The organism is Pseudomonas sp. ML2-2023-6 (genome assembly GCF_037055265.1).
GTDB classification, from domain to species: Bacteria; Pseudomonadota; Gammaproteobacteria; order Pseudomonadales; family Pseudomonadaceae; genus Aquipseudomonas; species Aquipseudomonas kulmbachensis.
Map to the genome: position 1 here is coordinate 4,740,328 of NZ_CP146347.1, position 18,178 is coordinate 4,758,505.

Genomic DNA, 18,178 nt, shown 5'->3' on the forward strand with positions numbered 1-18,178 from the left:
CTGAACGCCATTAAAGTGCCATCAAGGCTTTTACCAAACCATCAGCCATACGCCCCACTTCCACGGCACTCCCCGCACCATAAAGGTCATAACTGATAGACCCCGACGAGTGCCCAAGGATTGCCTCAGCGGTCCCCACAGGCACCTCAGCGGCCTTTAAGGCACCAGCCAATGAGTGTCGCAACGAGTGGAACGTTTGGGTCCGATCAGTTTTCAACTTCAAGACATCCCGAAGGGCCCCATTGAGCACACCAGAGAATTGCCCAGCACCCAGCGTGAACAGCCGAGTGTCGGACTTTTCGACAAACTCAAGGAACGCCTTTAGGTCAAACCCATAGGCCCCATCGGTCAACGGTACGACCCGAAGTGAATGCTTGGTCTTAGCCGTTTTGCCGTCATTTCTATTAATGTCGATGACCCACACACCTCCAACCTGCTTAACGTCCGCCTTGGTCAACTGCCTTAGCTCCTCAATACGGGTCCCAGTGATGACCCCGAGGGACAACGCCCAGCGCTGCCACGCATCGGCATGGAGTGTCTTGGTGTGATCCATCAGAGCCTGTACTTGATCCTGAGAGAGCGCCTCACGCGAGCTGTCAGCGTCCTTGGAGAGCTTCAAGCCCTTATCGAAACTCTTGTCGAGGTAGCCGTTATTGACAGCCCAGTGCATGACAGTTGATAGCCGGGTCAGTAGCTTGTTCACAGTGGAACCTTTGCGGTTCTCAAGCAGTTTTGCTTTGAGCGCCACCATGTCAGCCCGAGTGTGCTCTTTAAGATCGAGGCCTCCCAGAACAGCGCTGATAGCAGCACAAGACGACTTAACATCTCGCATAGTGCTGGCCTGTACGTTGTCCTTTTGCTCCGCCATATAGAGCCCTGAGAGATGCTCGAATGTCAGAGCCTTAGAAACGTTTACAGATAGGGACAGACAAGGTGCTACAGGCGTGCCACAAGAGACACCTCTGAGTTCCTCAACGATCCCAACCAGCTTGCCCGGCCTCCCCTTCAAGCGCTCCTGAGCGGCCTCAAGGATGTCCTCGGCTTTACTCGCTGCCCTTTGTTGATCAATGGTCATTGGCCCCTTAGCTGATGCCTCGCGAAGCGACAGACTTAGTTCGTCATAGATCATCTCGTAGGCCACCAGTGAGTCATCACCATGAGCCATGGTCAGGCACTCCTCAGCGATGTCTGCCAATCGCTCTCTGAGCTCATCCCATGTTGCCTCTGGGTTATCCAAGTGGAAAGCAGCGAGCGTCTTGAGGATGTCCTTGGAGATGGTCATAGCAGTGGCCTTGTCTGTGGTTCTGAGCGATAGCGTATAGAAACCCTTAGCGGTTCCTTGAGGGCGAAGGCGAAGGTAATAGCGACCAGACCGGCGATAGTGGTACGGCTTGGCGAGGGCAGTTTGTAACAGGTTTGTCCCAGTTAGGGAGTGGTGGTTGATGGTCATCGGCTGAAACCCCTGTATCCATTGGGTTTAGCCTCATAGGGTCGAGTTTTACAGTAACTATAAAGTCAGTCGCGACCTGATCGAGTTGCGCAATCTGGCACAAGTAGCTGAGCTGATGATCCGCAGCGCCATGGCGAGGAAGGAGTCACGGGGCCTGCATTACACTCTCGACTACCCGCACATGTTGCCCGAAGCCCTGGACACTATTCTGGTGCCAGCCACCTACGCCGACTGAACTTCAGTCGCACGCGCAAGCGCCGGTGCTGATCTGGCGCCAGCGCGTCGGCGGGGATACACACCGCCCGAACCCGCCATTCACCAGGCAACTTGAAACGCACAATCACCACCCAAGGCAGAGCCAGGCTGTCGCGGCGCAATTGCACCGCCTGCCAGCCCCGTGCACGGCTCCACAGCTGCCAGCCATCGGCATCGCGGCGCAAGCGGCTAAAAGCCTTGGCATGGGTCAATCGAACATGCCGTGGCAGCACCCAAACACCGTACGCCAGGCACAACAAAACGCCGAGCACGCGTGCCATGACCGGGATTGAAAGAAGGCAGATTGAAATCAGCGCCAGGGCCTGGGCTGCAAGACATGCCGCCAGCAATTGCCCGGAGGCATGCCAGCGGCACTCAAAATAATTACTTGGGCTGGACACGATCCAGAATCATGCGAACCATGCGTTGCAGCTCAGGGTCCTCGGATTCGGTGCGTTCCATAAACCAGCCGAACATGTCCTGGTCTTCACATTCCAGCAGCTTGCGATAGCAGTCGCGGTCTACATCATTAAGGGTGGCGTACACTTCCTTGACGAAAGGCACCAGCAACACATCAAGTTCAAGCATGCCGCGACGGCTGTGCCAGTAGAGACGATTGAGTTCAACATCTTCGACCATGGAGCGCTCCTCAAATAGAGCGCAAGTATACAGGCCGATCCGTCATAGAACAGTCGGCTTTGGTCGGTCCCCTGGAACTACCCATTTGCAGGGCGCACCTCTATGATGTCCCCCAGACTTTTTTACCTGCGATGACCCATGGCCGACTCTGCTTTTTTCTGCACTCTGAACCACGAAGGTATTCTTGCTGTTATCGGCAACGACGCCAGCAAGTTTTTGCAGGGGCAGTTGACCTGCAACCTCAACTACTTGAGCGAAACTCGCTCGAGCCTGGGTGCCCGTTGTACGCAAAAAGGCCGCATGCAATCCAGTTTCCGCATCGTGCTCCAGGACAACGGCTGCCTGCTGGCAATGGCCCATGAGCTGGTCGAGCCGCAGTTGGCGGACCTGAAGAAGTACGCCGTGTTCTCCAAGTCGACACTGACCGACGACAGCGCCAACTGGGCACGCTTTGGCCTGAGCCAGGCAGACACGGTACTGGAGAGCCTGGGCCTGAACCTGCCTGCCGAGACCGACAGCGTCGCTCGCGCCAACGGTTTGATTGCCATTCGCGCCTCTGAAGGCCGTGCAGAACTGTGGGCCCCGATTGCACAGCGCGAAAGCGTTGTTCAACACTTGAAGGCGCAATTGGTTGAAGCCGACCTCAACCAATGGTTGCTTGGCCAGGTCCGCGCGGGTATTGGCCAGGTCATGGCCCAGACTCGCGAATTGTTTATTCCGCAGATGATCAACCTGCAAGCCGTGGGCGGTGTCAGCTTCAAAAAAGGCTGTTACACCGGCCAGGAAATCGTCGCGCGCATGCAATATCTCGGCAAACTCAAACGCCACCTCTACCGTTTGTCGCTTGAGGCGGCTCAAGAAGTACCCGCGCCAGGGACCCCTCTGTTTGCACCTTCCCATAGCAGTTCAGTGGGCGAAGTCGTGCTTGGTGCTCAAGCAGAAAACGGTATCGAATTGCTTGCCGTCCTGACCTCGGATGCGGCCCAAGCGGGCGATATTCACCTGGGTGACTTGCAAGGCCCTGGCCTTTCGCTGCTTGAGCTGCCTTATCAATTGGACCGTGATCGCGAGATCCAGCGTTGATTGCCACACATTGAAACGCAGCACCCTAGAGATATGAGCATGCTCGCGCACAGAGTCCAAGCGGACTTGCTTAAGGCCATTGATAGAGACGACCTGGTTTTGCCCACGCTACCGGAAGTAGCGTTGAACATCCGCAAGGCAGCTGAAAACCCTGAAATCAGCGTCAGCCATTTGAGCAAGGTCATCAGTCGTGACACTGCGCTGTCGGCGCGATTGATCAAAGTGGTCAACAGCCCGATGCTGCGTGCCACCCGCGAGGTTACGGACCTGCACACCGCCATCACGCGCCTGGGCGTGAACTACAGCAGCAATCTGGCAATCGGGCTGGTGATGGAGCAGATTTTCCATGCCCGCTCGGAAACGGTCGAAAAAAAAATGCGCGATGTTTGGCGCCAAAGTCTGGAAGTAGCAGGTATCTGCTACTCCTTGTGCCGCCGTCATAGCTCACTCAAGCCAGACCAGGCGGCACTGGGCGGCCTGGTGCATCAAATTGGCGTACTGCCCATCCTGACCTACGCCGAAGAACACAACGAACTGCTCTCCGACCCGATCTCACTGAATCACGTGATTGACAGCATCCATCCGCTGATTGGCGACAAATTGCTGGCTGTTTGGGAGTTTCCGGAGATGCTTCTCAAGCTTCCCGGCCTGTATCAGGACTTTAACCGCCAATCCAAAGCCATTGACTACATCGATCTGGTGCAAATCGCGACCGTGTTCATGCATCAGGACATTGAGCAACTGAGCGCCCTGCACGCCTTCAAGAAACTGGGGGTAGAAGCTGGCGACCCCAGGTTTCAGGAGCAACTGAACGAAGCGCGCGGGATGTTTATCTGAACTCGTAACACAAACTCTGTGTTGCTACAGAGATTGAATCCCGGAGTTTCTCACCCTATCGGCGATCGCCATTGGCCGGGACAAAACTAACCCGTACTTTCAACCCGCCCTGCACGCCATCGTGCAGGCTGATATGTGCAAGGTGCGCACGGCAAATGTCACCGACAATTGCCAACCCCAGGCCCGACCCCGCTACTTGCTGATTACGTCGATAAAAACGTTCAAATACCCGCTCGCGTTCTTCAGGGGGAATACCTGGGCCGTCATCTTCGACTTCCAGTACCGCGGGAGCAGTGACTCTCAAGACGACATTGCCACCCACGGGAGAGTGGGCCATGGCGTTGTCCACCAGATTGCTCAGCAGTTCGTGCAGCAACGTGGGTTCACCGTACAACCAAACCGGCTGATCGGCCTCAAGCGCCAGCGCAAACCCCCGGGTATGGGCCAGAGGTGCCATCGCCATGCCCAGCTCACGAGCCAATTGACTGAGGTCGAGCAACTGCGCGCCGCCTTCAGCGATGGCTCGCGCGCCATTTTCGATCCGTGCCAGCGACAGGAGCTGATTGGCCAGGTGGGTCAGCCGGTCCGTGCCCTGGGTTGCCTGCTCAAGGGTATTGCGCCAGGCGTGCGGATCATCTGCACGCAAGCCCAGTTCAAGCTGGGCTTTGAGCACCGCCAATGGGGTACGCAGCTCATGGGCCGCGTCGGCAATAAATTGCGCTTGGCGCTTGAATTGCCCGCGCAAACGCTCGGTAAAATGATTGAGGGCCTGGACCAATGGCCGCAATTCACGCTGCACGGAAACCAGCGGCAAAGGTCGCAGGTCATCCGTCTCACGCTCCTCGACAGCGGTGCGCAAACGCTCCAGCGGGCGTAATGCGGCGCTTACGGCAAACCACACAACCAGCAACGCCCCTAGCCCCAACATCCCCAAACGCAGCAGAGTGTCGGCCATCAGGCTGCGGGCCATAGCCACCCGCGCCTCATCGGTCTCGGCCACACGGATTTCCGCCATGCCATTCATGCTGGGTTCGCTCACCGCCTTGAGCAAACTCACGACCCGCACGTTCTGCCCCAAATACATGCCGTTATAGAAACTCGCCAAAGCCGGGTAATCATCGGTACGTAGCGTGCCCGGTGGCGGTGGCGGCAAGTTTTCATAGCCAGAAATCAACTGCTGGTGGATATCGTTGACCTGATAGTAAATTCGCCCGGCGCTGTCGTAGGCAAACGTATCCAGCGCAACGTAGGGTACGTCGGCGCTCAGACTGCCATCACGCTGCGACAGGCCCGCAGCGATGGTACGCGCCGACGCCAGCAGGGTTCGGTCGTACGCGGTATCGGCAGCTTCACGGCCATTGAGATAAGCACTCAAACCGCTGGCCAGCATCAGTACAACCAGCAACAGCGTCAGGTGCCAGAGCAAACTCCAGCGCAGGCTGTCGAGCTTAAACATCGCGGCTTTCCAGCAAGTACCCCAGGCCCCTGAAGGTCACAATCGCCACGGCCTGGCCATCGAGCTTTTTGCGCAAGCGGTGAATATAAATTTCGATCGCGTCAGAACTCGCTTCCTCGTCCAGACCAAACACCTGGGCCGCCAACTGTTCCTTGCTCATGACCCTTCCGGGCCTGGCTATCAGCGCTTCGAGCACCGCCTGCTCACGCGAAGTCAAGGTCAGTAACTCTTCGCCCAAGGTAAAGCGCCGGGTTTCAAGGTCGTAGATCAGAGATCCACATTGCTGCTGGCGTTCGCCACCCAATACGCTACGGCGCAGCAGCGCTTTGACCCGAGCCTCAAGCTCTGTCAGCTCGAACGGCTTGGCCAAGTAATCATCGGCACCAAGGTTAAGCCCGTGAACCCTATCCTTGACGTCACTGCGCGCAGTCAACATCAACACCGGCAAGGTTTTGCCACGGGCACGCAAGCGCGCCAGCACCTCAAAACCATTCATGCGCGGCAAGCCCACGTCCAGAATCGCCACCGCATATTCTTCACTGCTCAGGGCCAGGTCAGCGGCCACTCCGTCGTGCAGTACATCTACGGTCAAGCCTATGCCCTTCAAGGCTTGGGCGACACTCTCGGCCAGTTGCAACTGATCTTCGACCAAAAGCACACGCATTGGGTTTACCTCATTATTTTTGTTCAGGACGCAGCCTTCAGTGCGCGGAGTGTACAGACGGCCGGAGCCCTGTGAAGCCCAAAAGCCGTGAATGCCTTATGTAAGGTTAGCGAAAGGTTAGCCGGTTAGCATCGCGAGACTTACAGCAATCCCTATTACCGCCATGGCCTGCATGGCGGCCCGAAAAACGCCTCGAAGCGTTTTCGCCAATAAGAACAATAATGGAGCACCTGTATGCTGACTCATCAGCCCAAGCCCCGTCACTTCTGTGTTTGTTCCGTACTCGCGCCCTGTCTCACCATGCCTGCGAGTGGCCTTCTATCGCCCGTACTTTGTACCTGATACGGGCGAGGCACAGCCCTGCGCCAACGAATTTGAGCAACAAATAACTACCCTATAAAAACAAAAGCTCCTGAGGAGATAATATGAAACTTCCCCTGCGTTCCCTGGCTCTCGCTGCCAGCTGCATGCTGCTTACCAGCCAACTCATGGCTGAGCCAAAACGCCCCGAGTGCATCGCCCCGGCCTCTCCGGGCGGTGGTTTTGACCTGACCTGCAAACTGGCGCAAAGCGCACTGGTGAACGAGAAGCTGCTCAGTAAACCCATGCGCGTAACCTACATGCCCGGTGGCGTAGGTGCCGTTGCCTATAACGCGGTGGTGGCCCAGCGCCCGGCCGACGGGGGCACTTTGGTAGCCTGGTCCAGTGGCTCATTGCTTAACCTGGCACAAGGCAAGTTCGGCCGTTTCGATGAAAACGCCGTGCGGTGGCTGGCTGCCGTTGGCACCAGCTACGGCGCCATTGCGGTGAAGAGCGACTCGCCCTACAAGAACCTCGATGATCTGGTTCAGGCCCTGAAAAAAGACCCCAGCAAAGTGGTGATCGGCTCAGGCGGTACGGTTGGCAGCCAGGATTGGATGCAAACTGCACTGATCGCCAAGGCCGCTGGGATCAACCCGCGTGACTTGCGTTATGTAGCCCTGGAAGGCGGCGGCGAAATCGCAACGGCGCTGCTGGGTGGGCATATTCAAGTAGGCAGTACGGATATTTCCGACTCCATGCCGCATATCCAGAGCGGCGATATGCGCCTGCTCGCGGTGTTCGCCAACGAACGCCTGGATGAGCCGGAGATGAAGAACATTCCGACCGCCAAAGAACAGGGTTACGACATCGTATGGCCGGTTGTGCGCGGTTTCTATCTTGGGCCAAAAGTCAGCGATGCAGACTACGCATGGTGGAAAGACGCCTTCGACAAACTGCTGGCCTCCGAAGAGTTCACCGCATTGCGTGATCAGCGCCAGCTATTCCCCTTCGCCATGACCGGTCCGGAGCTGGACACCTATGTGAAAAAGCAGGTGGCTGACTACAAAACCCTGGCCCAGGAATTTGGCCTGATCCAGTAACCACTGCCGACCGCTGGCTGCGCCCTTGAATATAGGGCTCAGCCCAGGAGTGAACCATGCTCGTACAACGCGTTTTTTCCGTTGCAATGCTGCTTGTCTGCCTCGGTTTGGCGGTGATGGCCTGGCCTTATCAGGCGGCTTTTTCCTATGAACCCGTCGGCCCTCGCGCCTTCCCTTTGCTCATGCTGGCTTTGATGGGGCTGGGGCTGATCTACATGGTCTTTCGTCCATCGCCCGTAGTGCATAGCGAAGATGACCCCAAACTGGATCGCGAAACCCTGACCAAGATTGGTCTGTGTGTCGTACTGCTGCTGATTTTCGCCGGTACATTCGAGACCCTCGGTTTTATTCTCAGCAGCACCCTGATCGGCATCCCGATGGCGCGCCTGTATGGCGGGCGCTGGCTGCCCAGCATCGTGATCATCAGCTTGATGAGCGTCGGCCTTTATTTACTGTTCGATAAAGCCATGGACGTTCCGCTGCCTCTTGGCCTGCTCGACGTTCTGGAGAACTGATATGGATACTTTTGGCTATTTGGGCCAGGGCTTCGGCGTCGCGCTCAGCCCTTACAACCTGGTCACCGCGTTGTGCGGCACCTTGATCGGCACCGTGGTTGGATTACTGCCAGGGCTTGGCCCAATCAACGGGGTCGCTCTGCTGATCCCTATCGCCTTCGCCCTCGGGTTACCGCCGGAGTCGGCACTTATCCTGCTGGCAGCGGTGTATTTGGGCTGTGAGTACGGCGGGCGTATCAGCTCGATTCTGCTGAACATCCCGGGGGAAGCTTCGACCGTGATGACCACCCTCGACGGCTACCCAATGGCCCGCAAGGGACTGGCTGGCGTGGCGTTGTCGTTGTCGGCCTGGAGCTCATTTATCGGTGCCTTTATTGCCACCTGCGGCATGGTGTTGTTCGCACCGCTGTTGGCCAAGTGGGCGATTGCTTTCGGTCCGGCGGAGTATTTTGTGCTGATGGTGTTCGCCATTGTCTGCCTGGGCGGCATGGCGGGAGATCGGCCACTCAAGACCTTTATCGCAGCCCTGATTGGCCTGTTTCTGGCGTGCGTGGGGATTGATGCCAACAGCGGCGTTTACCGTTTCACCGGGGACAACATCCACCTGACTGACGGCATTCAATTTGTCGTTCTGGTACTGGGATTGTTCTCCATCAGCGAAATTTTATTGCTGCTGGAAAAAACCCACCGCGGTCAGGAAGCCGTAAAAGCCACTGGCCGCATGATGTTCAATTTCAAGGAAGCGTCGGCGGTGTTCGTGGTGAATATCCGCTGTGGTCTGCTCGGCTTCGTCATGGGCGTACTGCCAGGGGCAGGCGCCACCCTGGCCAGTGCCGTGGCCTACATGACTGAAAAACGCCTGGCGGGTGCTACCGGCAAATTTGGCGAGGGTGACATGCGCGGTCTGGCGGCTCCCGAAACGGCCATTGGCGCTTCGGCATGCGGCGCGCTGGTGCCGATGCTGACGCTGGGTGTACCGGGTTCAGGCACTACGGCGGTGATGATCGGCGCCTTGTCGCTGTACAACATCACGCCCGGCCCGCTGTTGTTCCAACAGCAACCGGATATCGTCTGGGGCCTGATCGCCTCGTTGTTTATCGCCAACATCATGCTGGTGATCCTCAACATTCCGATGATCCGTATCTTCACCCGGATACTTTCGGTGCCTAACTGGGCGTTGGTGCCGGTGATCGCAATTATTACCGCCATTGGCGTCTATGCCGTTCACGCCACTACGTTCGATCTGTTCCTGATGATCGGTATCGGCATTTTCGGCTATATCCTGCGCAAACTCGACTTCCCGCTGTCTCCGGTGCTACTGGGGTTCATTCTGGGCGGGCTTATGGAGCAAAACCTGCGCCGCGCCCTGTCGATTTCCAATGGTGCACTGGAAATCCTGTGGGCAAGCCCGATCACGTTGGGCGTTTGGGTACTGACTGCGCTCATGTTGCTGATGCCTGTACTGCGTATCTGGCGTAAGCGTAGTGCTCAACGTCGCGCCTTGGCCGATGCGTGATTCAGGACTCAAACACTGGTGGGGAACGCCGCTGGTCGGTCTGGCCGGCGGTTATCTCGCCAGCCTTATCGGCTGGCCACTGCCGTGGATGGTCGGCTCCTTGCTCGCGATCATCCTGGTACGTTGCCTGACACCCTGGCAACTGGCCGAAATTCCTGGCGGGCGAAAATGCGGACAATGGATTGTCGGCATCGGCATCGGCCTGCATTTCACGCCCGTGGTGATGGAGCAAGTGCTGGCGCATTTTTGGCTGATCCTGGCTGGCGCCCTGCTCACCAGTGTTTCGAGTGTGATCGGCGTATGGCTTATGCGTCGCAGCGGCGAGGATCGCGCGACGGCGTTCTTCTCCAGCATGCCCGGCGGCTCGGGAGAGATGGTTAACCTCGGCGCACGCAATGGTGCCGTGTTAAGCCGCGTTGCAGCAGGCCAGAGCCTTCGGGTGCTGACTGTTGTACTGTGCGTCCCGGCAGCCTTCAAGTATCTACTGGGCGAAGGTGCACCTGCCTTACACCCCGCCCCCATCAACGTTTACTGGTTACTGTTGTTGTTTCCAGCAGGTGCTTTGCTGGCCTGGATCTGGCAACGCTTGCGTCAACCCAACCCGTGGTTGTTCGGACCACTGCTAGTCAGCGCCAGCGCCAGCATCCTGTGGGATTTGCATATCGGTCTGCCTGACGGCAGCAGCCAGATGGGCCAATGGTTAATTGGCAGCGGGCTGGGCTGCCACTTCAATCGAGCGTTCTTCCGTCGGGCACCTTCGTTCATTGGCCGAACACTGCTGGGCACAGCGCTGACGATGCTGATCGCCAGTCTGTGCGCACTGGGCTTGAGTGCTCTTACCCAACTCGATCTGCGCTCCATGACCCTGGGCATGATGCCGGGCGGGATTGCTGAAATGAGCCTTACAGCAGAAACACTGCAACTTTCAGTTCCACTGGTCACCGCCTTGCAAGTCATGCGCCTGATCTTCGTGCTGTTTTTGGCAGAGCCTTTGTTTCGGTACTGGACGCGGGATCACTCCCGCTGAAATACCACCGATCAATGTAGGAATTCTCGTAAGATGTTAAAGGTGTTCCTACAACCTTACTGAGTTGTTGGTGTGTAGCAAGTGCGCTTATTTTTAATGCTCAAACAATGAACCTGCGCTTACACCAACCACTACAGCAAGGACACCACATGCATAGTTCTGCTCATTCAGAAAAGTCACTTTGCCGACTGACCCCGCCGACACCCCAGCCGTTCATACCGAGCCTCACTCAGAAAGAACAAGAAATACTTGAGTGGTGTGCCAAGGGAAAAACCAGCGCTGAAATTGCAATCATTCTGAGCCGGTCAGAAACTACGATCAACTTCCACATGGCTAACTTACGCCTAAAGTTCGATGTTACGTCACGTCACGCCGCTGTACTTAAAGCCATTAAGCTCGGCATCACCCTTCTACCCTGAGCGGAATTGCCTGGACGCTCTTCAAGGGGCAAACCATGACCACACGCCCCTTTACCTCACCTCATCAAGCATCATCAACTCAAAAATCGAGGCAACTACCCACTTGAATCTTTACATCAAACAAATACATTGATCCCAGAGTACACACCATGACAATTGAAATAGTTAATCTAGCTCAATACTGGTATTTCGAAACAAAACTGTCCATCGTCGTCGCAATGATCGATCGTGACACTCTATTTGGGGCAAGCCTGGGTGCATGTATCGTGACGAGCAGGCGCGGCAACCTGAAAGGCTGGAGATTTCCAGGGTCATTTTTCCTGAGTGCCGGCGTTGGGTATTTATTTGCCCCCGTGGTACTGCCACACCTGCCAGGCTTGTCTTCGGGTGTCACCGCATTTATTTGCGCACTTATCGTCATCCCCATCAGTATAAAATTAACGGCTTGGGTAAATACAGCAGACATAGTTGAAATAATCCGGCGTTTACGCCCACCTAAGTAAATCAAGAGCCCCATCAAACAATTGAAACTGCCAGCCTGCTTTTGAGCTCACTGCCACAGTCCTGACACCGGCGAAGGCGCGGCACTAGGCTTAATCAAATTCACTTTCAACAGCCCAAGTATTTCAATTGGTTTCAGGCCACACACATCTACTCACTCCAATTTGACTTTGTTGAGCTTTTCGGCAGAATTTACGCTTACCGAGTACTTCCAGTATTTCTGCCATGTAACCTTACCCATAAAAATAAAGGCAAAAAGCGCGATCACATGAACTTAATAAACAAACACTAACAACAACCACAGCTCCTACAAGCAAGGTAAAAATAACCTACACACCATTTATAAAACATTTCAAACCCACCCATAACGATCCTGGCCCACGATCAACGGATTGGTCTTTTTTTGAAATTAGCGTGCATGTTCAATCAGGCACCTTACGATAGTTCAACTGGAGTCAATCATGAGCGCCTACAAAATGGTTTGCCCGCACTGCCTAAGTAAAATGCGTATTCGCACCAGCGAGGGTCGCCACATATTCTTGCGTGTCGCTTACTTGCAGTGCACAACTGAAGCCTGCGGCTGGTCAGTCAGAGCCGAGTTTGAAATGACCCATGAGTTATCTCCCAGCGGCATGCCTAATCCCAACGTCCACCTTCCCGGCGTAAATCGTGAACTGCGCCAAGCAGCTCTACTTTATGAAAACCTGCCTTGCAAGTAGTTAGGAGCAACATCATGAACATCACCTACCTGGACATCAGTATCGGCAGCGAGACGTTCGCTAGCATGAGCATCCGGTTCGACGCAGTGACTTGGGTAGCACGCGTCGGCGCGATTGCAGAAAAAATGACAGGCACAACCGACAATTGTCGATTGTGCACTGCCTGATTCAAATCGAGTTTTAACACTGAGAACCTACACACCAGGCTGCCTTACCTGGTGTGCAAAACGATGATCAACTATCGCGGCCAACCACCCCGCTACTGCCTGAGCTGTTTATGCCGGTGGCAGTTTCCAGTCGATCGGGGACAAGCCATTTTGCTCAAGGAACTTGTTGGTTCGACTGAAGTGGCCGTTACCGATAAACCCTCGATAGGCCGATAGCGGCGATGGGTGCACCGACGTCAGCACCAGATGCTTGGTCGCATCAATCAGTTTTTGCTTGCTCTGCGCATGGGCGCCCCACAGCAAGAAAACAAGTTTAGGCTGCTGCTCACTCACTACCTGAATAATTCGGTCAGTAAAGTGCTCCCAGCCCTTTTTTGCATGGGACGCGGCATTGGCACGCTCCACCGTCATCGTTGTATTGAGCAGCAGAACACCCTGCTCAGCCCAATGCTGCAAGCAGCCGTGGGGGGCGATGTCGATATTCAAATCGCGCTTGAGCTCTTTATAAATATTGACCAGCGAGGGCGGGGTCGGGACACCGGGCTGCACTGAAAAACACAACCCATGTGCCTGGCCTGGGCCGTGATAAGGGTCCTGGCCAAGGATAACCACCTTGATCCTGTCCAACGGCGTCAGGTTCAAAGCGTTGAAAATAAGCGGGCCCGGTGGGTAAATTTCCTTACCGGCCGCATGCTCCTGACGCAAGAATTCACGCAGTTCGGCCATGTAAGGTTTATCGAACTCTTCACGCAAGGCCTGCTTCCATACAGGTTCAAGTTTTATACGGTCATCCGACGTCATGGCTACATCCTGAGAAACAATGGGGCGGACACTAGAAAAGCCCGCCGCCATTGTCAACATCACCGGTGGTTCCACCCCCGCCCACCATTATGACCAGCGCCATAACCCGGCCCATGACCGTAACGATAGCCTGGCCCCTGAGGGTAATACGCGGGCCCGTGGTAATAGCCTGGAGACGGGGCATAGTAGCCTCGCGGATACACGTAATACGGACGATAGCCGCCATAGTAATAAGGGGCCGGAGCCGTATAGACCTCTGTACGATAACCTTCGTAACCCGAGTAATAAGGCACGCAAGCAGATACAGCCAAGCCAAGAACAACGATAGAGAGCAGGCGACGATACATGGCGGCCTCCTGGACCGCGAAAGAGCACATCCAGCGACGCTGGAAGGCGACAAACAGCAACGCTGTCTGACACCTGTTAAGACCGCAAAAATGATTTTCAGTGCCGTGAATAAAAAACGTCAGACCGGCGGATCAAGCAGAGAGGCAACACACTGCCCTCCGCCCTCCCCTCTGTCACCCGGCTGTTGTATCAAAACTGATGGATTACCGAGTTACTCCAGTATGGAAAAAGCACAGGCGCCTGGATCTGAAACAGTGCATTCATAGAGTTTCAGACCCAGCCCACTTTCCATAAACGTCCAGTTGCCTACATTGAGCAGACGCATTGAGTGCTCTTCAGCGCGGCTTTGTCGATAGTGCAAATTCACACGGGAACGATCCTGCGCTTTATATTCGCAATAGCCAATTTTCCCTACAGAGCCTTGCTGATTACTTTCCGGATAAAACACCCCGGCCTCAAATGATTCCAACCGCGAAGCCGACTGCGCGCCAGACACAGCGATCCATTCGCTCCCGGCCTTGGCGGCCGGCGCGGTGTAGATACCCGCCCGCAGGGTTACACTTTCAACACTCGGACAACTTTCGGCTGTATTAGCCCATGAACTTGCCGAATAAAATAACACCCACAAAAATATACAAATAACTTTCATAACCAGCCACCTCTAAATATTTATTTAAAACTTGATAGTTCTCGACACTCACCCCTTGCCGAAGCACCCAATACTAATCAACCCTCACAACTTGACAATGCAATTCTTAGTAGGCGAATTCCGATAATTGTGCACGAACTTTTAAATACCCACTTACTGAAAAATTAATGAATTTTCATACGCCCCGCGCATAAAAATACGTACGCCCTCGACAGCGTTTACTATGGAGCGATTAAGCGCCTGCCCCACAACGGACACCCAGACATGACCACTCCCGAGATTTGCCCTGCATGCGGGGCCCGCAACGACTGTTCCATGGCAAACCCTGCAACCGTCGACCAACCCTGCTGGTGCTACAGCGTCAGTATCGACCCCGAAATCATCCGCGCCTTGCCACTTGAACAGCGCGACCTGACATGCCTTTGCCCTCGCTGTGCGAACGTTCAAAGCCAATTGCAGCCAGCGCAATCGGAGCACCTAAAGTAATATGCAGGTCTGTTTTTCTTGTGATTAATCGCTATGCGTGTAGACCGTTTCCTGAGCAACTTGCCCCAGTTCAACCGCCAACAAGTACGCTTGCTCCTGATCGAGAAACGGATCCAGGTGGATGGGCAGGTGATTAGCGATCCGCGCCACGAAATCCGGGCATTCAGCAGGATTGAGTTCGACGGGCAAATCCTTCAGGCAGGTAAACCAGCGCGGTATTTCATGCTGCATAAACCACCTGGCTGTGTAAGCGCCACCCAGGACCCGGAGCACCCGACGGTACTTGATTTGCTCAATGAGCCCGACCAGCACGAACTGCACATTGCAGGCCGGCTGGACTTCAATACCAGCGGGCTGATGCTGATCACCAACGATGGTCAGTGGTCGCGCCATGTGACCCAACCTCAAACCAAAATGCCCAAGGTGTATTACGTCGAGACGGAACAGGAAATCGGCCCCGAGTACATCAGCAAATTCATTGAAGGCGTTTATTTCGCCTTTGAAGACCTGACAACACAGCCCGCCGAACTGGAGTTGCTCGGCCCTTGCAGTGCGCGCCTGAGTATCGTTGAAGGTCGTTACCATCAGGTCAAACGCATGTTTGGCTACTTCAACAACAAGGTTGTACTGCTGCACCGCGAAAGCATCGGCCCGCTGGTACTCGACAGCCAACTGGCCCCCGGCGAATATCGGGCGCTGAGCGATCAGGAAATACAACTATTCCAAGGGCCGCCCGCACACTAGCCGTCAACGGACTAGCCCCTTACCCTTGCCTGTAACAATCGCGGTGCACCATCAGTCAGACCGACGCTCGATTCACTGGAGTCTGACGCCATGATGAAGCCCGAAATTGCAGTGCTCGATATTCAAGGCCAATACCGAATTCACACCGAGTTCTATCGGTGCGATAACGCAGAGAACACCATCATCCTGGTCAATGGTTCGATGGCGACGACTGCGTCATTTTCCCAGACCTTGAAAAACCTGCACCCGCATTTGAATGTTGTTCTTTACGACCAGCCTTACGCCGGAAAGTCCAAACCTCATAACCCTCATCAGAAAATGCTGACAAGAGAACTGGAAGCGCAGGTGCTTCTGGAGTTGATAGAGCACTTTGATGCAAATTATCTGCTGTCGTTTTCCTGGGGGGGGCACAGCGGCGCTGACCGCACTGGCATCTGCGCCACGGCGTATCGAAAAAGCCGTGATCAGTTCTTTTTCGCCGTTGATCAACGAAGCCATGCGCGACTATCTGGAGCGTGGTCGTCACTGCCTGGCGGCCTGCAACCGGACCCAGGTCGGCAATCTGGTGAATGACACGCTGGGCAAGCACTTGCCCCCGCTCTTCAAACGCTTCAACTTTCGGCATGTCAGCAGCCTGGCCGAGCATGAATATGCGCAGATGCACTTTCATATCAACCACGTTCTGAACAGCGACCAGCAGTGCTTCCTCAGTGCAGCCAAGGGGATCGAGATCCCGGTGTTATTTATCAATGGCGCATGGGATGAATACACCGTGGCCAGCGACGCTCAGCACTTTGCGCAACCGATTGCCAACAGCCAGTTTGTCAGCTTGGAAAACACCGGGCATTTTCTGGACATGGAACACAAATCCGCCAGCCATATCAGTAAAAACGCCCTGCTCGACTTTCTAAAACCGACGCAGCTTCAACCACAGTCACTCTCCCTGTGAGCGCGCGCGAGACAAACAACAGGTCGAAAAAACGCTGCGAAGTGCATATTTTCAGAATAAAACTTCTCATCAAGGCCGACTTCTGGTACAAAGTCAGCCGCTCTGAGCGGGTGTCGTATAATGGTATTACTCCAGCTTCCCAAGCTGATCACGCGGGTTCGATTCCCGCCACCCGCTCCACTATTTTCAAGGGTTTCAGCGCATCTGAAACTCTGGCCTACCACCTAGGGGGCCGTATTGGGGGCCGTATGATTGCGAGCCTTGTTTTTTAGCAAGGCCTTCCGGGATCAGGAATATGCAACAAACATCTCAACTATACCTACCTCGATGCCCTCATTGCGAAATTGCCCTACCGCACCTGTACCGTCACGCAGCTATAGAAACCACAAATAACAATCAGACCAACAAACGATTGTGGGCGACCTATGTCTGTCAAAGCTGTGGTGGACAGACAATGACGGTTTCTAAATACGATCAAGTACACGAAATATTCGGATCCATAGTCGAAATTTGGCCTAGCCCTCGTACCGTGGATGGGTCAGTTCCAGAGCGGGCGAAATCCTTTCTCGAGCAGGCGATTACAAGCATTTCCGCCCCTGCAGGTGCTGTGATGCTAACGGCCTCAGCCGTAGACTCGATGCTAAAAGAAAAAGGTCTAAAAGCTGGGTCGCTCTATAAGCGTATTGACCAAGCAGCTGCTGAGCATCTAATCACTGCAGATATGGCCGCGTGGGCTCACGAAGTCCGACTTGAGGCAAACGACCAACGCCATGCGGACGAAGAAGCTCCTCTCCCTAATGCAGCAGATGCGCAGAAAGGAATCGATTTTGCCCTGGCTTTAGCTCAGTTCCTTTTTGTACTGCCCTCTCGCGTGGCTCAAGGTCGAGCAAAAGGTTGATTGGTCAACGACCTGAAAACGTCAACGACACGGATACAAGCTTCTGCGATCCAGCCCTCTGACAGTCTCTGCTCAAAATATGTGGGGACCGGAAAAAGAGTAATATTAGTAATATCCCATCCCAAAAACAGCCGCAGCCCTTGTAGATAAAGGCATCCAGCGGATTCTGGGAAAAGCGATATTTAAGCGATAGGAAGGCGATAGTATTACCTTTCTTAAAAGCTATATTTCTATTCTTTAAAACCCAATGAATCCGGGGGTTTGGCAGAAATATTACTTTTCATATCGCTTCATATTACCTTCCCTTGTAATACCCAAAGCCCAGTAAAACCGGGGCCTCCACACCTATCCTTCGATCCGTATTACTCATATCGCTCTTTTTGAAAATACCCCCCTCGACCTGAGAAAAAATCTCAATAAAACGACTTTTTAAGCGAGCCTGATTTGCTCGAGCAATGGGGAATCTGGTCGTCGACCGCGTGCAGTCCCATGAAATCCAACAGATACGCTACAGGCCCCGCCAGTCGTGGCGCGCAGGAAATTCAGCCTCTCCCCGCACACCATCAATACCTGCCAGAAAAAGATCGTGCGCGTTTTTGAAAACACACCGGAACCCACGTTTTAAAAGTTTTGGCCCAATGAATCCGGGCAC

Annotated in this window: 20 protein-coding genes, 1 tRNA gene and 2 pseudogenes; 16 read left to right on the plus strand and 7 right to left on the minus strand. The window is 54.8% G+C overall.

What is annotated here, in order from left to right:
* Positions 1 to 10: 10 nt before the first annotated feature.
* A complete protein-coding gene (locus V6L79_RS21980; protein WP_338579513.1) occupies positions 11 to 1,450 on the minus strand; it encodes a site-specific integrase in 1,440 nt (479 codons plus the stop codon).
* Positions 1,451 to 1,493: 43 nt separating this feature from the next.
* On the opposite strand from V6L79_RS21980, the pseudogene V6L79_RS21985 reads away from it, so the two are divergent.
* Positions 1,494 to 1,685 (plus strand): annotated as a pseudogene (locus tag V6L79_RS21985) (L-aspartate oxidase); the annotation flags it as partial.
* On the opposite strand, the gene V6L79_RS21990 reads toward V6L79_RS21985, so the two are convergent.
* Both V6L79_RS21990 and V6L79_RS21995 read right to left on the minus strand, forming a co-directional pair.
* On the minus strand, positions 1,654 to 2,106 hold the full coding sequence (locus tag V6L79_RS21990; RefSeq protein WP_261739393.1) for a protein YgfX: 453 nt from the start codon (positions 2,104 to 2,106) through the stop codon (positions 1,654 to 1,656). The pseudogene V6L79_RS21985 and the gene V6L79_RS21990 sit on opposite strands and share 32 nt — an antisense overlap.
* A complete protein-coding gene (locus V6L79_RS21995) occupies positions 2,090 to 2,344 on the minus strand; it encodes a succinate dehydrogenase assembly factor 2 (RefSeq protein ID WP_261739394.1) in 255 nt (84 codons plus the stop codon). The genes V6L79_RS21990 and V6L79_RS21995 overlap by 17 nt, the downstream gene beginning before the upstream one ends.
* A gap of 138 nt (positions 2,345 to 2,482) precedes the next feature.
* On the opposite strand from V6L79_RS21995, the gene V6L79_RS22000 reads away from it, so the two are divergent.
* Positions 2,483 to 3,427, plus strand: coding sequence for a folate-binding protein (locus V6L79_RS22000; RefSeq protein ID WP_321834307.1), 945 nt, complete (start codon positions 2,483 to 2,485; stop codon positions 3,425 to 3,427).
* Between the two features lie 33 nt (positions 3,428 to 3,460).
* A complete protein-coding gene (locus V6L79_RS22005) occupies positions 3,461 to 4,264 on the plus strand; it encodes an HDOD domain-containing protein (protein ID WP_261739396.1) in 804 nt (267 codons plus the stop codon).
* Positions 4,265 to 4,319: 55 nt separating this feature from the next.
* Here V6L79_RS22005 and V6L79_RS22010 read toward each other — a convergent pair whose 3' ends face one another.
* Together V6L79_RS22010 and V6L79_RS22015 are read right to left on the minus strand one after the other, a co-directional pair.
* Positions 4,320 to 5,720: a sensor histidine kinase N-terminal domain-containing protein gene (locus tag V6L79_RS22010; protein ID WP_338579514.1), complete on the minus strand. Its 1,401-nt coding sequence runs from the start codon at positions 5,718 to 5,720 to the stop codon at positions 4,320 to 4,322.
* Complete coding sequence (locus tag V6L79_RS22015; protein WP_261739398.1) at positions 5,713 to 6,384, minus strand: response regulator; 672 nt, start codon at positions 6,382 to 6,384, stop codon at positions 5,713 to 5,715. The genes V6L79_RS22010 and V6L79_RS22015 overlap by 8 nt, the downstream gene beginning before the upstream one ends.
* Before the next feature lie 425 nt (positions 6,385 to 6,809).
* Here V6L79_RS22015 and V6L79_RS22020 point away from each other — a divergent pair, with 425 nt between their 5' ends.
* The 8 genes from V6L79_RS22020 to V6L79_RS22055 all read left to right on the plus strand — a co-directional run bounded on the left by V6L79_RS22020 (position 6,810) and on the right by V6L79_RS22055 (position 12,651).
* On the plus strand, positions 6,810 to 7,787 hold the full coding sequence (locus V6L79_RS22020) for a tripartite tricarboxylate transporter substrate binding protein (RefSeq protein ID WP_321834310.1): 978 nt from the start codon (positions 6,810 to 6,812) through the stop codon (positions 7,785 to 7,787).
* Positions 7,788 to 7,843: 56 nt separating this feature from the next.
* Positions 7,844 to 8,302 (plus strand): tripartite tricarboxylate transporter TctB family protein, encoded by a 459-nt coding sequence (locus V6L79_RS22025; RefSeq protein WP_338579515.1) that lies wholly within the window; start codon positions 7,844 to 7,846, stop codon positions 8,300 to 8,302.
* 1 nt (position 8,303) lies between these two features.
* The gene (locus tag V6L79_RS22030; RefSeq protein WP_321837574.1) at positions 8,304 to 9,818 is read left to right on the plus strand and encodes a tripartite tricarboxylate transporter permease; all 1,515 of its coding nucleotides are present in this window, start codon (positions 8,304 to 8,306) and stop codon (positions 9,816 to 9,818) included.
* Positions 9,811 to 10,845 carry an AbrB family transcriptional regulator gene (locus tag V6L79_RS22035; protein WP_261739402.1) on the plus strand — a complete coding sequence of 345 codons (1,035 nt, stop codon included), beginning with the start codon at positions 9,811 to 9,813 and terminating at the stop codon, positions 10,843 to 10,845. The genes V6L79_RS22030 and V6L79_RS22035 overlap by 8 nt, the downstream gene beginning before the upstream one ends.
* Before the next feature lie 149 nt (positions 10,846 to 10,994).
* Positions 10,995 to 11,264 carry a response regulator transcription factor gene (locus V6L79_RS22040; protein WP_261739403.1) on the plus strand — a complete coding sequence of 90 codons (270 nt, stop codon included), beginning with the start codon at positions 10,995 to 10,997 and terminating at the stop codon, positions 11,262 to 11,264.
* A 149-nt stretch (positions 11,265 to 11,413) separates the two neighbouring features.
* The gene (locus V6L79_RS22045; RefSeq protein WP_261739404.1) at positions 11,414 to 11,767 is read left to right on the plus strand and encodes a putative holin; all 354 of its coding nucleotides are present in this window, start codon (positions 11,414 to 11,416) and stop codon (positions 11,765 to 11,767) included.
* A 459-nt stretch (positions 11,768 to 12,226) separates the two neighbouring features.
* Positions 12,227 to 12,484: an ogr/Delta-like zinc finger family protein gene (locus tag V6L79_RS22050; protein ID WP_261739405.1), complete on the plus strand. Its 258-nt coding sequence runs from the start codon at positions 12,227 to 12,229 to the stop codon at positions 12,482 to 12,484.
* Between the two features lie 14 nt (positions 12,485 to 12,498).
* Entirely contained in the window at positions 12,499 to 12,651 is a 153-nt protein-coding gene (locus tag V6L79_RS22055; RefSeq protein WP_261739406.1) for a hypothetical protein, read from the plus strand.
* Between the two features lie 108 nt (positions 12,652 to 12,759).
* Here the strand turns inward: V6L79_RS22055 and ung are convergent, their stop codons facing one another.
* Together ung and V6L79_RS22070 are read right to left on the minus strand one after the other, a co-directional pair.
* On the minus strand, positions 12,760 to 13,452 hold the full coding sequence (gene ung / locus V6L79_RS22060) for a uracil-DNA glycosylase (protein WP_261739407.1): 693 nt from the start codon (positions 13,450 to 13,452) through the stop codon (positions 12,760 to 12,762).
* 559 nt (positions 13,453 to 14,011) lie between these two features.
* Positions 14,012 to 14,449, minus strand: a complete 438-nt coding sequence (locus V6L79_RS22070; protein ID WP_261739409.1) for a DUF3757 domain-containing protein — start codon at positions 14,447 to 14,449, stop codon at positions 14,012 to 14,014.
* A gap of 264 nt (positions 14,450 to 14,713) precedes the next feature.
* Between V6L79_RS22070 and V6L79_RS22075 the strand changes: the two genes are divergently transcribed.
* The 5 genes and pseudogenes from V6L79_RS22075 to V6L79_RS22095 all read left to right on the plus strand — a co-directional run bounded on the left by V6L79_RS22075 (position 14,714) and on the right by V6L79_RS22095 (position 17,526).
* Positions 14,714 to 14,935, plus strand: coding sequence for a cysteine-rich CWC family protein (locus tag V6L79_RS22075; protein ID WP_261739410.1), 222 nt, complete (start codon positions 14,714 to 14,716; stop codon positions 14,933 to 14,935).
* A 33-nt stretch (positions 14,936 to 14,968) separates the two neighbouring features.
* Complete coding sequence (locus V6L79_RS22080) at positions 14,969 to 15,679, plus strand: pseudouridine synthase (protein ID WP_261739411.1); 711 nt, start codon at positions 14,969 to 14,971, stop codon at positions 15,677 to 15,679.
* A gap of 93 nt (positions 15,680 to 15,772) precedes the next feature.
* A pseudogene (locus V6L79_RS22085) lies at positions 15,773 to 16,628 on the plus strand (alpha/beta fold hydrolase).
* Between the two features lie 106 nt (positions 16,629 to 16,734).
* Positions 16,735 to 16,808, plus strand: a tRNA-Gly gene (locus tag V6L79_RS22090).
* A gap of 274 nt (positions 16,809 to 17,082) precedes the next feature.
* On the plus strand, positions 17,083 to 17,526 hold the full coding sequence (locus V6L79_RS22095) for a DUF4145 domain-containing protein (RefSeq protein WP_338579517.1): 444 nt from the start codon (positions 17,083 to 17,085) through the stop codon (positions 17,524 to 17,526).
* Positions 17,527 to 18,178: the final 652 nt, after the last annotated feature.